The following is a 14,025-nucleotide window of genomic DNA, read 5'->3' as shown; positions in this document are numbered from 1 at the left end:
TTTTTAGAGCTGTGGCTGCTGAGAAATTCTCAGAGTTTGAACATCATCAATTTGTCATCCAGTTGCCGGGACATGCCAGCTAAGTTTTCGCTTTCTCTGGCGAGTGTTGTTGCTGAACTGGACATTTCCAGAGCCGCATCGTTGATCCCTGAAATATTGCGATTCATCTCTTCGGCAACTGCACTCTGTTCTTCTGCTGCAGTTGCAATTTGTGCAGATTTATCGCTGATATGCTGGATATGGTTGACGATTAATTTTAGGTCGCTGCCGGATCCTTCTGCACATTGTACGCTGTTGTATGCAAGATCCTGACTCTTCTGCATGGCATCCGCTGTACTGACAGCTAACTGTTGCAGGCGGTTAATTGTACTCTGAATTTCTTCGGTGGACTGGTTGGTACGGCTGGCCAGATTGCGAACTTCATCGGCAACGACGGCAAAACCACGTCCCTGTTCTCCTGCCCGGGCAGCTTCTATGGCAGCATTCAGAGCCAGAAGATTGGTTTGTTCGGAAATTCCGCTAATAACTGAAGTCACTTCACTGATTTCCATGACGCCTTCTTTCAGTTTATTGACCCGATCCGAAGCAACTTCCAGCTCTTTAGAGAGTAATTTAATGCTATCAACACTGGATGAGACATCCTTATCGCCCAATCCTGCCTCCTGACTTGCTTCTATCGTATCTTTTGCGGTCGACTCTGCATGATTGGCTACATCAGCGACAGTTGCACTCATCTCATTCATCGCGGTAGCTATCTGAGTCAGTTGGTCTCTCTGAGAACTCACGGCCTGACTGGTATCTTCAGCAGAAGCAGCAATTCGGTTTGCCGCCTCAGAGAGTTGTTTCGCAGAGGTGACCGATTCATATAAAGCAGTCCGGACCGCACTGATACTTTCATTGATTCGCTGGGCAAGAATGCCAATCTCATCTTTTCCGCTAATAGGAATCTCAACGGTCATGTCGCCATTAACGACATGGCGCATCGCATCTTTAATTTTATCTAGCGGAAGGACAATCGCACGGGAAATAATTGCCCCGAGTATGATCATCGCGATGACAATTGCCAGTGTAGAAAGCCCCATTTTGATCAGTTGTGAGAATATTTCTTCATCAATGTCTGCGACAAGCATCCCTGAACCGATAATCCAGCCCCAGGGAGCATAGTTATTCAGATAGGAAAGCTTATCGGCCATTTTGCCATCTAAATTTTCGAAACGGTAAAGTACCATACCACCATTTGGTTTCTGACCCGCTTCTACAAAGTCAAACCAGCGTTTATCTGCCGGATTATTGGGCTGACCCATTTGTTTCCCATTCAACTGTGGTTTCAACGGGTGCACGATCACATACCTTGATTTATTGATCGTAAATAAATAGTTGCCGTTATCGAAACGAATCGAGTTAAGAACTATTTTGGCTTGTTTTTGTGCTTCTTCCAGAGGGAGTGTTTGGTCAAGGTGAGTGATTTGAGAAATTACAGACTCAACGACGGCAGACATTCGTTGTTCTTTTTCATGAAGCAAGTTTCTTTTCAGTGTTTGGTCTGCAATAACAAGTAATACAATAAAACCGATGATTGCGACAAAAACCAGACAAGCTAGTTTCAGGCTAACTTTCATATTTCTTAGCATCGACATGACGTTTACCTCCAAGCACTCGGGTGAGGTGCTTGTTATTATTATTCCAGAATGTTATCCGTTATCTTCTTTCATAATGGCTCATATAGTCATGTCCGCCACGACAACAATTTATTTTGGTAGATAGGTCATATAATAACCTATCTATTAATGTTATTTTTATCAAATAAAATGGTTGTTTATCGAGAAATGGTAGCAATTTCGTCGAAATACCCTGATTTATGGTGTGGTATTCGATGTACGGATGGATGAATTATCTATCATCACCTGTGTATCTTCACTAAGAGATTCCAGTTCATTAATCACATCATCAATTAATAGTGTTTCGGGCAACCGCAGAGAAATATGTGCGGTAAACAGGCTGGAGTTGACTCCATGGCTGTCAGAAATAAATATCCGCTGACAGTTCATATCAATGACTCTGATTCTCTGGCTATCAAGCAGATGAGTAATTTCGTTGACAATTCCGGCTCTGTCATTAGCGTCAATTCTCAGGTTATATTCGGTTTTTTGTTCGGCATCATGGGATTCACAATCGGTGATCATGGTTGATAAGTTAGATTGCGACAGAAATGCATCTTTTATATACATTTCGGTTTCTTCAGGAGCTGCAATTTTGATTAAAGCAGCAACACGGTTTTCCAGATAATTGATTTTGCTGGTGATCCACTGCCCACCATTTTCATGGGTAATTGCGGCTAATTTATGGATATCGGCAGGTACTGCATCACCGATGAAGCTGACAATAAACATGTGAATCATCCGTTTTCTCCTTACCAGATCTCTTCTCTGATACTATTATTTTAGGCTGGGGTGGCGTGATTACCTGAATGTTTTACGGTTTTGTTAGTTAGATCTGATCTTTTGTTCGATCTGATTTATATGGATGGCTAAACATCTATCAGGTTGAAATCAAAGAAAATGAGGCTGAGAATAAGAAGTCTTTTCCTCCCACGTATTGTATGATGTAGCAATGTGAACATCTGGAATGGAAGAAGAGGGAATGGAATATGAACCTCTTCGGGGCGGTAGTATCAGGGGCCGCTTTTCATTGCAGAGTTTGTTGCGGATGAATGAAAGGTTTTGGTTATGCTTAAAGTTGCAATGCTTAGTACTGGCGAAGAAGTCCTCCATGGTGATATTCAGGATACGAATGCAACATGGTTATCCAATCTTTTTTTTGAGCAGGGTTATCCACTGACCAAGCGTTCAACAGCGGGAGATAATCGCCAGGTACTGCGTGATGAAATCCTGATGCTGGCCCTGAACTCTGATGTTCTGATTGTAAATGGAGGATTGGGTCCAACCGGCGATGATCTTTCTGCTGCAATAGCGGCAGAAGTTGCTGAGCAGTCACTGGTCTTGTTTCCTGACTGGCTTGAACAGATGAAAACTCGTTTTGCTCAGCGGAATCTGGTAATGGCGGAAAGCAACGTTAAGCAGGCAATGCTACCTGAGCAGGCGACTATTCTCGACAACCCTATTGGTACGGCGTGTGGATTTAAAATCGAGATTCACGGGTGTCTTTGTTACTTCACCCCGGGCGTACCATCTGAATTTAAACGTATGGTTCGCGAGCAGGTTCTGCCTGACCTAAACCAGCAGTTCCCTGAAGTCTCTGATCTGGTTTGCCACCGCTTATATACATTAGGTACATCTGAATCCGTATTAGAAGATCAGCTTCATCAGGTTGAACTTCCCGATGAATACATGTTGGGATTCCGGTCTTATCTGCCTTTTATTGAGGTTAAGTTATTTGGTCCCGCTGGTCAGGACAATGAAATGTATACTTTGGTGGAAGAAATTTTCTCTCATTTGTCCGAGTGTACGGTCAGTATTGATCAACCGATGCTGGCACAGCTTTCACAGGTGATGCATGAAGCCGGCAAGACATTGGCAATTGCTGAACAGTCAACCCGGGGCTGGCTTGCTAACTGGCTTTTCAGTGATGATGAAATTTATTCACTGTGTGGCAGTAGCTGGGTATTGAGTTCGAAAGTCTCAGGAAAAATGTCATCTCAGGAGCCGGTTGCAGCAGCGTTGGCGTTAGCAAGTGCAACCAAAGAGAAAAGTGAAACTGAGCTGGCGCTGGTTAGCGGAGAACTTCGTGAGGATGGTTTTACACTTGCGTTATCCTCATCTGAAGGGGAGTGGGCTCAACAGTTAAAATTCAGACGTGAATACAGTGCCGATGAACGAAAAATATTGATCGGAACGATTGCTGCGGATATGTTACTTCGTTATTTATCTTCTAAACCAGTCTTTGGACAGTATTCATCAACGCTGTCGGAGAAGCAGATCTACATTCCGGCGGCTTCCTTATAAATCAGGTTATTATACTCGGGAGCATCTGTTTTGCTCCTGATTTTTCATATAGATACCAGCTCTGAACGTCATTTCATCAGAGTAATACTTTGAATTGTCGTCTTATAATTTCAAAGTAAATCTGATTATTCCTTATGCGCAAATTGTCTAATCTTTAATCCGATGATTTTGTGAGTTTTTCCCAATTCCCACCAAAATGGATATATCCAAGGGCGTTATATTCACGCTAAACTGAAGACTCGTGGAATCAATACGGCAGGAGGCTGATATGCAGAGTCATTCGAAGATTCTTGTTTGGTACAAAGTTGCGAGTCAACAAGTGATCCTGGGAGAAGCTTATCAGGATATGAGTGATAAGCTGGTTTCTCTTTGGTTAGACACGCCGACAGAAGACGGGTTGATTAGCGATCTGGGATATCATATGTCACTATTTGGTGATGATGGACGTAAAATCGCCGATAAGGCAATCTCAATGCTGACAGCAGATCAACTGCTGGGAACAGAACAACAACTACTCGATACCGGAAAAGCCGGGATGCGGCTGTAAAACTCATAACTGCCGTCGTATCCGAAGTCAGAATATGTTTATTCTGACTAAAGGCTGGTTAAGCCCGCTTCACTTTATGCTGGTAGTGAACTTCCTGAAGTTCTACTTCATCACTGCCTGCCCGGCAAATACAAGGTAATATTTCATCAGACTGGGTATAAGCCATCGCAAAACCCACATACTCGATCTTTCCGGCTGATAATTTGCAGCGACAGGCACCACAGTGCCCGTCTCTGCAATTATATTCAACATTCAGTCCTGCCTGTTCCATGCTCTCAAGTAAGGTTTGAGAGTTATTGGACTCTATTGTCAGTGTCTGGTTGATTTTGATGGTTGGCATAATTACAGCTCAAAGCCTTCAAAGTCGTCAAGATTGACTTCATTGTCGATTTGGCCGACAAGGTATGAGCTGATTTCAGCTTCCTGAGGTGCAACCTGAACATTGTCTGAAGATAACCATGCATTGATCCATGGGATCGGGTTATTGACTGCTTCAGGGTAAGCTGGTTCCAGTCCGACGGCTTGCATACGGATGTTGGTAATATACTCAACATACTGGCAGAGAATGTCTTTATTCAGACCAATCATTGAGCCATCTTTGAACAGATAATCAGCCCACTCTTTTTCTTGTTCGGCGGCTGTTTTAAACAGGTCATAGCATTCCTGCTTACATTCTTCTGCGATCTGGATAAATGAAAAATCATCCTGACCATTACGCAGCAGATTAAGCATGTGTTGCGTTCCTGTCAGATGTAGTGCTTCATCGCGGGCGATCAGCTTGATAATTTTTGCATTTCCTTCCATCAGCTCCCGCTCAGCAAAGGCAAAAGAACAGGCAAAGCTGACATAGAAACGGATTGCTTCAAGTGCATTGACGGACATCAGGCACAGATAAAGCTTTTTCTTCAGTTCATATAGACTGACAACGACAGTCTGATTATCAATAACATGTTCGCCTTCGCCAAAACGGTGATAATCGTTTGTCAGTTGAATTAGCTCGTCATAGTAATGGGCAATATCTTTGGCCCGTTTAATGATGTGCTCATTTTCAACGATGTCATCGAATACAGTTGCCGGATTATTCACAATATTACGGATAATATGTGTGTATGAACGAGAGTGGATTGTTTCGGAGAAAGACCAGGTTTCGATCCAGGTTTCCAGTTCAGGGAGCGAAACTAAAGGAAGCAGTGCAACGTTCGGACTGCGTCCCTGAATCGAATCGAGCAGTGTCTGATATTTCAGATTAGAGATAAAAATATGTTTCTCATGGTCCGGCAGATTGTTGTAGTTGATCCGGTCTGTTGATACATCAACTTCTTCCGGGCGCCAGAAGAAGGAGAGTTGTTTCTCAATTAGTTTTTCGAAGATTTCGTACTTTTGCTGGTCATAGCGTGCCACGTTTACAGGTTGGCCAAGAAACATGGGTTCTTTGAGCTGATCATTTTTCTTTTGTGTAAAAGTGCTGTAAGCCATAGTTGCCTCAATCTGTTTCACCCTCTCTCCCGAGAGGGTGTAAAGCTGGTATTTGTTGACAGAGAAAAAAACCTATAGGGTGTGCCAGTTAAATCTTACAGGCGCCACCGGCACAATCGTCATCAGCTGCTGATGAAGTGACATCCTTCTGATCGTCTCGCGCTCCGTCCCGGGTATTATGATAATACAAAGTCTTAACCCCGAATTTATATGCAGTCAGAAGATCCTGAAGTAGTTTCTTCATCGGAACCCTGCCGGTTTCGTAACGGGTTGGATCATAGTTTGTGTTTGCAGAAATCGATTGATCGACAAACTTTTGCATCACGCTGACCAAATGCAGATAACCATCGTTTGAACCAATATCCCACAACAGCTCATAGTTAGATTTCAGCTCAGTGAAATCAGGAACAACCTGTTTCAGAATTCCGTCTTTGGATGCTTTCACCGAAATATAGCCGCGTGGCGGTTCAATACCATTGGTTGCGTTTGAGATCTGGGAAGAAGTCTCTGATGGCATGAGCGCGGTCAGTGTTGAGTTTCTCAGGCCATATTCCATAATATCTGAGCGCAGTTGATCCCAGTCGTAATGCAGAGGCTCAGCGCAAATCTGGTCGACATCTTTCTTGTAGGTATCAACCGGCATCAGGCCTTTTGCATAGTTAGTTTCATGGAAAGCCGGGCAACGACCCTGTTCCTTCGCCAGATTCATGGACGCTTTCAGCAGATAATACTGCATTGCTTCAAAAGTACGATGGGTCAGTGCATTGGCACTACCATCTGAATACTTCACTCCATGTTTTGCCAGATAGTAGGCATAGTTGATGACACCGACGCCCAGTGTGCGGCGATTCATTGTCGCTTTACGTGCAGCCGGCAACGGATAATCCTGATAGTCAAGCAGGGCATCCAGTGCACGAACAACAAGTTCGGAAAGCTCTTCAAAGTCATCCAGCGACTGAATTGCACCCAGATTGAATGCTGACAGAGTACAAAGTGCAATTTCACCTTCATCGTCTTCAACATTACTTAATGGCTTGGTTGGCAGAGCAATTTCAAGACACAGATTCGACTGACGGACCGGAGCTACACTAGAATCAAACGGACTGTGGGTATTACAGTGATCGACGTTCTGGATATAGATTCGTCCGGTTGAGGCCCGCTCCTGCATCAGCAGAGTAAAGAGCTCAACTGCTTTTACTGTTTCTCTCTTGACTGAAGGATCATTTTCATACTGGGAATACAGACGTTCAAATTCTGCCTGATCCTGGAAGAAGGCATCGTAAAGTCCCGGAACATCGGAAGGAGAAAACAGAGAAATATTTCCTCCCTGTACCAGACGTGTATACATCAATTTATTGAGCTGAACCCCATAATCCATATGGCGTACCCGGTTCTCTTCAACACCGCGGTTGTTTTTCAGCACTAACAGGGATTGAGCTTCACGGTGCCATAGCGGATAAAATACCGTTGCAGCACCACCACGCACACCACCTTGAGAACAACATTTCACAGCGGTCTGGAAGTATTTATAAAAAGGGATACAACCGGTGTGGAATGCTTCTCCGCCACGAATTTCCGAACCCAGGGCGCGAATACGCCCGGCATTGATACCGATTCCGGCGCGCTGTGAAACATAGCGGACAATGGAGCTTGCAGTGGCGTTGATTGAATCCAGGCTATCACCACATTCAATCAGAACACAGGAACTGAACTGGCGTGTTGGTGTACGGACACCTGACATGATTGGTGTCGGTAGTGAAATCTTAAACTGTGACGTCGCATCATAGAAGCGTTTGATATAGTCCAGTCGGGTTTCCTGAGGGTATTTTGCAAACAGACATGCCGCAACAAGAATATACAGGAACTGCGCACTTTCGTAGATTTCTCCGGTGACGCGATTCTGAACGAAATATTTTCCTTCCAGCTGTTTCACCGCAGCATAAGAGAAGTTCAGATCCCGGCGGTGGTCAATATAGTTGCCGAGTTCAATCCATTCGTCCTGAGTGTAATCTTCGATAAGGTGACGATCATATTTCCCCATGCCAACCAGTTTGGTGACATGATCGAACAGTGTCGGCGGTTCGTACTGACCATAGGCCTTTTTCCGCAGGTGGAAAACGGCAAGTCTGGCTGCAAGATATTGATAATCGGGAGAATCTTCAGAGATTAGGTCTGCTGCAGATTTGATCAGCGTTTCATGAATATCGGAAGTTGTAATTCCGTCATAAAACTGGATGTGAGCCCGGAGTTCAACTTGTGAAACCGAGACATTCTGTAATCCTTCTGCTGCCCATGTGATCACTCGATGGATCTTATCCAGATCGATTTGCTCTTTACGGCCGTCGCGCTTCGTAACTGTGAGTTGTTGGTTCATTCTGCTTTACTTCCCTAACAAAACTGATAAGACCGGTTTTGAGTCGTTTTAGGTTTGTGGTCTTGCTTATCTGATATAAATGACATTATGCGTCAAACACAATATATAGGGTCTTCGTACCTTGCGGATTACAAGATAGTGCTGTTGTGCACTTATTTCAAGTTTGTCAGCAGGGGACATCTTGTGGATAACCATCGTATGAAAAATTTTTGTTAGTAGCTGCTTACTGAGAAGCGACGTTCGCAAGAGAATAGGGAAAACAGGTATTATTTATTTGAGTGAAGTTCCACTAAAATGAAAAAAAAACAGCTTGATCTTTGCAGGAAAATGATCAGATCGGAGGTCTGATGTTAATTTCATCAATATGCATGATTTTTGTGCATCAGAACACTGATGCACGCTAATTGTGCAAAGGGATCGGCATGAATCACAGCAAGGTCGTATGAACAATATAATTGATGTCAACTCGATTCCCGAGACGATAGGTCTGAGTCAGCGGATTATAGTGTAATCCGGTGATGCCTAATTCCTGTAGTGATGTTTGATCAATCATTCGGAGTAACTCTGAAGGGCGGATAAATTTGTCGTGCTCATGGGTGCCATCCGGAACAATCTGTAGTAGCTTTTCCGCCCCGATAATTGCAAACAGATAAGATTTAAAGTTACGGTTGAGTGTCGAAAAGAATACATGCCCACCGGGTTTAACCAACCGGGCACATGCCTGAATTACAGAAAGTGGTTCTGGGACATGCTCAAGCATTTCCATACAGGTGACGACATCATAAGCTGCTGGATTTAACTGCGCATGCTCTTCAATTGTTCTTTGAACGTAGTCAATCTGAAGGTGACTTTCCAGAGCATGGAGCCGGGCGACTTCCAGAGGCTCTTTCCCCATATCCAACCCGGTTGCGGTTGCACCTTCCCGGGCCATGCTTTCTGTAAGAATGCCACCGCCACATCCGACATCCAGAACTTGTTTGCCAAATAATCCATTGGATTTTTCCAGAACATAATTCAGCCGGAGCGGGTTAATTTGATGTAATGGCTTAAATTCTCCTTCCAGATCCCACCACCTGGAGGCCATTTCTTCAAATTTTTGAATTTCTTTCGGGTCAACATTTTGTATCGTTGTCATTTTTAGATCCGCTCTTGATATCTGTATTTGTAGCAATTGCTCTTTTTGTGGATGCATACGCTTTTTGTTCACCGCATTATACAGGAATGCGATGACCCCGAAAGTTTCAGTGTTTCAAAGAAAAAGATCAACTCACCCAATCTATTCATATAATGAATCTGTTTTAATCAGATAATATGCAGATTGTTGTGGAGATATTTATTTGTGGTTTGTCGAAAAAATGCACTGAGGAATCAACGGCTCTCCAGGATGTGAGTAAAATATAAGCAGTTGAATCCCAGCCGGTGTGACAAGCTGAGAAAAGGAGAGGGAAAGTTATGCCGAAGTGGCAAAATCTGTGTTATATTTTCGGGCCTTATACGTATCGAATATACGATCAAACTATAGAGGGATAATGGCTCTATGAGCGATCTAGCTAAAGAGATCACGCCTGTCAGTATAGAAGATGAGCTGAGAGGCTCATATCTTGACTATGCAATGTCGGTCATTGTTGGTCGGGCACTTCCTGATGCACGTGACGGACTAAAACCTGTGCATCGGCGAGTACTGTACGCGATGAGCGTGTTGGGGAACGATTGGAATAAGCCCTATAAAAAGTCTGCCCGTGTTGTGGGAGATGTTATCGGTAAATATCACCCGCATGGTGATAGTGCAGTGTACGATACAATCGTACGGATGGCACAACCGTTTTCACTGCGTTATATGCTGGTCGACGGTCAGGGAAACTTTGGCTCGATTGACGGTGATTCTGCAGCAGCAATGCGTTATACCGAAGTACGGATGGCGAAAATTGCTCATGAATTACTGGCCGATCTGGATAAAGAAACGGTTGATTATGTCCCGAACTATGACGATACCGAGCAGATTCCTGCGGTCTTGCCGACCAAAGTTCCGAATTTGTTGGTCAATGGTTCTTCCGGGATTGCCGTGGGGATGGCAACCAATATTCCGCCGCATAATCTGGGGGAAGTCATTGATGGGTGTCTGGCATATATTGATAACGAAGATATCACGATCGATGAGTTGATCGAGTATATCCCCGGTCCTGACTTCCCGACTGCCGCAATGATTAGCGGACGGAAAGGCATCATTGACGCATATAAAACCGGACGCGGTAAAATTTATCTGCGTTCCAAAGCGGATATCGAAACAGATAAGAATGGCAGAGAAACCATTATTGTCACAGAGATTCCGTATCAGGTGAATAAAGCGCGTCTGATCGAAAAAATCGCAGAGCTGGTCAAAGATAAAAAAGTCGAAGGTATCAGCGCACTGCGGGATGAATCCGATAAAGACGGAATGCGGATCGTCATTGAGTGTAAGCGTGATGCCGTCGGAGAAGTGGTTCTGAATAACCTGTATTCTCAGACACAGCTTCAGACGACATTCGGTATCAATATGGTTGCGCTTGACAATGGCCAGCCAAAACTATTCAACCTGAAAGAATTGTTGAAATGTTTCGTTGATCACCGCCGTGAAGTCGTAACCCGCCGGACGATTTTCGAATTACGCAAAGCCCGTGAACGAGCTCACATACTGGAAGGTCTGGCGCTGGCTCTGGCAAATATCGACGAAGTGATCGAGTTGATTCGTCGTGCGCCGACACCGGCTGAAGCAAAAGCCGGACTGTTGGCAAGAGGCTGGGCTTTAGGTGATGTCTCTGCAATGTTGGAACGTGCGGGTGTTGATGCTGCACGGCCTGACTGGCTGGAACCTCAATACGGTGTCCGGGATGGTCAGTATTATCTGACAGAACAGCAGGCTCAGGCGATTCTGGAATTGAGACTGCACCGTCTTACCGGCCTTGAGCATGAAAAAATTCTTGATGAATATAAAACACTGCTGAATGAGATTGCAGAGTTGATGCTCATTCTTTCCAGCACTGAAAGACTGATGGAAGTTATTCGGGAGGAACTGGAAGCGGTAAGAAGCGGTTTCGGTGATGAACGATTGACTGAAATTACAGCAGCTTCGCATGATATTGATCTGGAAGAACTCATTGCTCGTGAAGACGTTGTTGTGACTTTATCTCATGAACGATATGTGAAATATCAGTCATTGAGTGATTACGAATCTCAGCGTCGTGGTGGTAAAGGTAAGAGTGCCACGAAGATGAAAGACGAGGATTATATCGAACGTCTTCTGGTTGCGAATACACACGATAATATTCTGTGCTTCTCGACCCGTGGTAAAACCTACCGTCTGAAAGTCTATCAGTTACCTCATGCAACCCGGACAGCGAGAGGTAAACCGATCAATAATATTCTGCCACTGGAAGAGAATGAACGTATTACTGCGATTCTTCGGGTTGCTGAATATTCTGAAGATAAGTTTATCTTTATGGCAACCGGAGACGGCACTGTGAAGAAAACTTCACTGGATCAGTTTGCTAATGTTCGCTCCAACGGTTTGATTGCGGTCAATCTGCGTGAAGATGATTCACTGATTGGGGTAGATATTACTGATGGTCAGAGTGAAATCATGTTGTTCTCGAAAGCAGGTAAAGTTGTTCGGTTTAATGAACAGCATGTCCGGGCGATGGGAAGAACTGCATCTGGAGTCCGGGGAATGAAGCTTGCCGCTGATGACCAGGTTGTCTCGCTGATCGTTCCTTCTGAGCAGGGTGATATTCTGACTGTGACAGAAAATGGTTTCGGTAAACGGACGGCTCTGGATGAATACCCGACTAAAGGTCGTGCGACGCAGGGCGTTGTTTCAATCAAAGTCTCTGAGCGTAATGGTTGTGTTGTCGGCGCTGTTCAGGTTGATAGTGGTGATGAATTTATGATGATCACTAATGCCGGAACACTGGTTAGGACTCGTGTCGGAGAAGTTAGTCAGGTGGGTCGTAATACTCAGGGTGTGACGCTGATCCGTACGTCTGAAGATGAGAAGGTTGTTGGCTTACAACGGATTGATGAAGTTGAAGAGAGTGACATTCTTAGCGAAGAAGACGGTGTTTCGAATGATGAAATTACTGAAGTTTCATCATCTTCGGATGAGCAATCTTCATCCTCTTCGGATGAACAAGAGTCATCTGACGATGTCTGATTGATAATAAATCATATCATTGACTCTTTTAAAACCGGGCTAATTAGCCCGGTTTTTTATACAAGAATTTTTATAGTTGGAGGTGGTTTCTGATTTAATTGAGGGCTTGACAGTCTAATTGAGAAATAAATTAATAAGTTACTCAATAGCCATAGCAAAAAAATCTAATTACAAATGTGATAATAGTTCCATTTATTTAATTTAGACAGGACAACAAATGAGAAAATGATAAAATTTTTTTACTTGTTACCGATAATGGATGATATGCAGTGGACCCTCAAGTGATTCAGTTGAAGAAAGACTTCTACCAGCAGATTATGACGCAGCATTCATATACATTTCCTAATACATCTTCGACATTATCGCTCTTGACCGATGAGGAGCTGGAACAGATTGAAAGAGTCTGGATTGAGTTGATCATGTGGAAGAAGTCACAGACACATTGATAGGTAGCAGTTTTGAATAAATGAAGCCCGGTAATCGACTGATTCACCGGGTTTTTTATAATTCATTGTTGGAATATGGTACAAGTCCCTTCTCTTACGTCCGCGTCTGCTAAACCTTACTTCATCTGAATGCCCTGAAGTGATCTGAGTCTATATAGAATAATCTCTTTTGCTCTTTGGCATCTGGTGGTATTTTCTGTTTGAAATGATGTGACTTCACCCCCATATTAAAGAGGTGAACGCAAAGAGCGGAATAAACATTTTGATTCTATAGATATAGAAAATATCTTCAGTAAGAGAGTATTGATATGGCGGATGTGCGAGCCAGAGTGGATTTAAAAGTCGGAGCAAAAAGTGATATTGATGCTGAGATCCTCTCTTTTAACGGTTTGAATACAGATAAAGAACACGTTGCTTTGATTTTTAAATCTGCAGACTTAAATCAAGAGATTCCTTTAGTAAGAATGCATTCGGAATGTCTGACCGGTGACGTTTTTCACTCATCAAGATGTGACTGTGGTGAGCAGTTAGAAGAAACGATTACTAAGATGGGAGAATGTGGTGGAATTATTCTCTACCTGCGTCAGGAAGGGCGGGGTATTGGCCTGTATAATAAGATTGATGCGTACCGGCTGCAAAGTCAGGGGCTGAATACTTATGAAGCAAACCGGAAACTTGGTTTCGAAGATGATTTAAGAGAGTTTTCTGAAGCTGCACAGATGCTGAAAGCATTAAATATTACCAAGATTCGATTGGTTACAAATAACCCTAAGAAAGTTAATGATTTGAAGATGCAAGGTATTGAGATTGTCGAGGTTGTTCATACGGCAGCACATATTAAGGCCGGCAATGCCAATTACCTGAAAGCCAAAGTAAGTCACGGTAAGCATAAGCTCTCACTATAGATGTGAACTGATTCATAGAAAAAATACAAAGCCCCACAATTGTGGGGTTTTTTTATATTTACTTTGAAAAACGGAAACAAGATATGTAATATCCTCTCATGTAAATAATAATAATTCACATTAGTATTA

Annotated in this window: 11 protein-coding genes; 5 read left to right on the top strand and 6 right to left on the bottom strand. The window is 43.6% G+C overall.

Features of this window, described 5'->3' with window-relative positions:
- Positions 1 to 29: 29 nt before the first annotated feature.
- Together OCU74_RS08890 and OCU74_RS08885 are read right to left on the bottom strand one after the other, a co-directional pair.
- Positions 30 to 1,637, bottom strand: a complete 1,608-nt coding sequence (locus tag OCU74_RS08890) for a methyl-accepting chemotaxis protein (protein ID WP_087479386.1) — start codon at positions 1,635 to 1,637, stop codon at positions 30 to 32.
- A gap of 219 nt (positions 1,638 to 1,856) precedes the next feature.
- Entirely contained in the window at positions 1,857 to 2,399 is a 543-nt protein-coding gene (locus OCU74_RS08885) for a glycine cleavage system protein R (protein ID WP_087479385.1), read from the bottom strand.
- 327 nt (positions 2,400 to 2,726) lie between these two features.
- On the opposite strand from OCU74_RS08885, the gene OCU74_RS08880 reads away from it, so the two are divergent.
- Both OCU74_RS08880 and OCU74_RS08875 read left to right on the top strand, forming a co-directional pair.
- Entirely contained in the window at positions 2,727 to 3,962 is a 1,236-nt protein-coding gene (locus tag OCU74_RS08880) for a CinA family nicotinamide mononucleotide deamidase-related protein (protein WP_087479384.1), read from the top strand.
- A 268-nt stretch (positions 3,963 to 4,230) separates the two neighbouring features.
- Complete coding sequence (locus OCU74_RS08875; RefSeq protein ID WP_087479383.1) at positions 4,231 to 4,509, top strand: 30S ribosomal protein S6 modification protein; 279 nt, start codon at positions 4,231 to 4,233, stop codon at positions 4,507 to 4,509.
- Positions 4,510 to 4,567: 58 nt separating this feature from the next.
- Here the strand turns inward: OCU74_RS08875 and yfaE are convergent, their stop codons facing one another.
- From yfaE to ubiG, 4 genes are all read right to left on the bottom strand, one after another.
- Positions 4,568 to 4,849 carry a class I ribonucleotide reductase maintenance protein YfaE gene (gene yfaE, locus OCU74_RS08870; RefSeq protein WP_087479382.1) on the bottom strand — a complete coding sequence of 94 codons (282 nt, stop codon included), beginning with the start codon at positions 4,847 to 4,849 and terminating at the stop codon, positions 4,568 to 4,570.
- Between the two features lie 2 nt (positions 4,850 to 4,851).
- Positions 4,852 to 5,985 (bottom strand): class Ia ribonucleoside-diphosphate reductase subunit beta, encoded by a 1,134-nt coding sequence (nrdB, locus tag OCU74_RS08865; protein ID WP_087480084.1) that lies wholly within the window; start codon positions 5,983 to 5,985, stop codon positions 4,852 to 4,854.
- An 88-nt stretch (positions 5,986 to 6,073) separates the two neighbouring features.
- Entirely contained in the window at positions 6,074 to 8,359 is a 2,286-nt protein-coding gene (gene nrdA, locus OCU74_RS08860; protein ID WP_087479381.1) for a class 1a ribonucleoside-diphosphate reductase subunit alpha, read from the bottom strand.
- A 427-nt stretch (positions 8,360 to 8,786) separates the two neighbouring features.
- Complete coding sequence (ubiG, locus tag OCU74_RS08855) at positions 8,787 to 9,494, bottom strand: bifunctional 2-polyprenyl-6-hydroxyphenol methylase/3-demethylubiquinol 3-O-methyltransferase UbiG (RefSeq protein WP_087479380.1); 708 nt, start codon at positions 9,492 to 9,494, stop codon at positions 8,787 to 8,789.
- 402 nt (positions 9,495 to 9,896) lie between these two features.
- Between ubiG and gyrA the strand changes: the two genes are divergently transcribed.
- From gyrA to OCU74_RS08840, 3 genes are all read left to right on the top strand, one after another.
- Entirely contained in the window at positions 9,897 to 12,545 is a 2,649-nt protein-coding gene (gene gyrA, locus OCU74_RS08850) for a DNA topoisomerase (ATP-hydrolyzing) subunit A (protein ID WP_087479379.1), read from the top strand.
- A 269-nt stretch (positions 12,546 to 12,814) separates the two neighbouring features.
- The gene (locus tag OCU74_RS08845) at positions 12,815 to 12,991 is read left to right on the top strand and encodes a hypothetical protein (protein ID WP_087479378.1); all 177 of its coding nucleotides are present in this window, start codon (positions 12,815 to 12,817) and stop codon (positions 12,989 to 12,991) included.
- A gap of 308 nt (positions 12,992 to 13,299) precedes the next feature.
- Positions 13,300 to 13,896, top strand: coding sequence for a GTP cyclohydrolase II (locus OCU74_RS08840; RefSeq protein ID WP_087479377.1), 597 nt, complete (start codon positions 13,300 to 13,302; stop codon positions 13,894 to 13,896).
- The last annotated feature ends 129 nt before the right edge of the window (positions 13,897 to 14,025 follow it).

The organism is Vibrio mangrovi (assembly GCF_024346955.1).
In the GTDB taxonomy this organism is placed as follows: domain Bacteria; phylum Pseudomonadota; class Gammaproteobacteria; order Enterobacterales; family Vibrionaceae; genus Vibrio; species Vibrio mangrovi.
The sequence above is the reverse complement of the archived record's forward strand: the minus strand, read 5'-3'. Positions and strand labels throughout refer to the sequence as shown.

What these genes read in the sequence shown, in the direction of transcription:
- yfaE (WP_087479382.1), bottom strand. Translation starts at nt 4,849, where the DNA reads ATGCCAACCATCAAAATCAACCAGACACTGACAATAGAGTCCAATAAC.
- OCU74_RS08880 (WP_087479384.1), top strand. Translation starts at nt 2,727, where the DNA reads ATGCTTAAAGTTGCAATGCTTAGTACTGGCGAAGAAGTCCTCCATGGT.
- OCU74_RS08890 (WP_087479386.1), bottom strand. Translation starts at nt 1,637, where the DNA reads ATGTCGATGCTAAGAAATATGAAAGTTAGCCTGAAACTAGCTTGTCTG.
- OCU74_RS08885 (WP_087479385.1), bottom strand. Translation starts at nt 2,399, where the DNA reads ATGATTCACATGTTTATTGTCAGCTTCATCGGTGATGCAGTACCTGCC.
- ubiG (WP_087479380.1), bottom strand. Translation starts at nt 9,494, where the DNA reads ATGACAACGATACAAAATGTTGACCCGAAAGAAATTCAAAAATTTGAA.
- nrdA (WP_087479381.1), bottom strand. Translation starts at nt 8,359, where the DNA reads ATGAACCAACAACTCACAGTTACGAAGCGCGACGGCCGTAAAGAGCAA.
- OCU74_RS08875 (WP_087479383.1), top strand. Translation starts at nt 4,231, where the DNA reads ATGCAGAGTCATTCGAAGATTCTTGTTTGGTACAAAGTTGCGAGTCAA.
- gyrA (WP_087479379.1), top strand. Translation starts at nt 9,897, where the DNA reads ATGAGCGATCTAGCTAAAGAGATCACGCCTGTCAGTATAGAAGATGAG.
- OCU74_RS08840 (WP_087479377.1), top strand. Translation starts at nt 13,300, where the DNA reads ATGGCGGATGTGCGAGCCAGAGTGGATTTAAAAGTCGGAGCAAAAAGT.
- nrdB (WP_087480084.1), bottom strand. Translation starts at nt 5,985, where the DNA reads ATGGCTTACAGCACTTTTACACAAAAGAAAAATGATCAGCTCAAAGAA.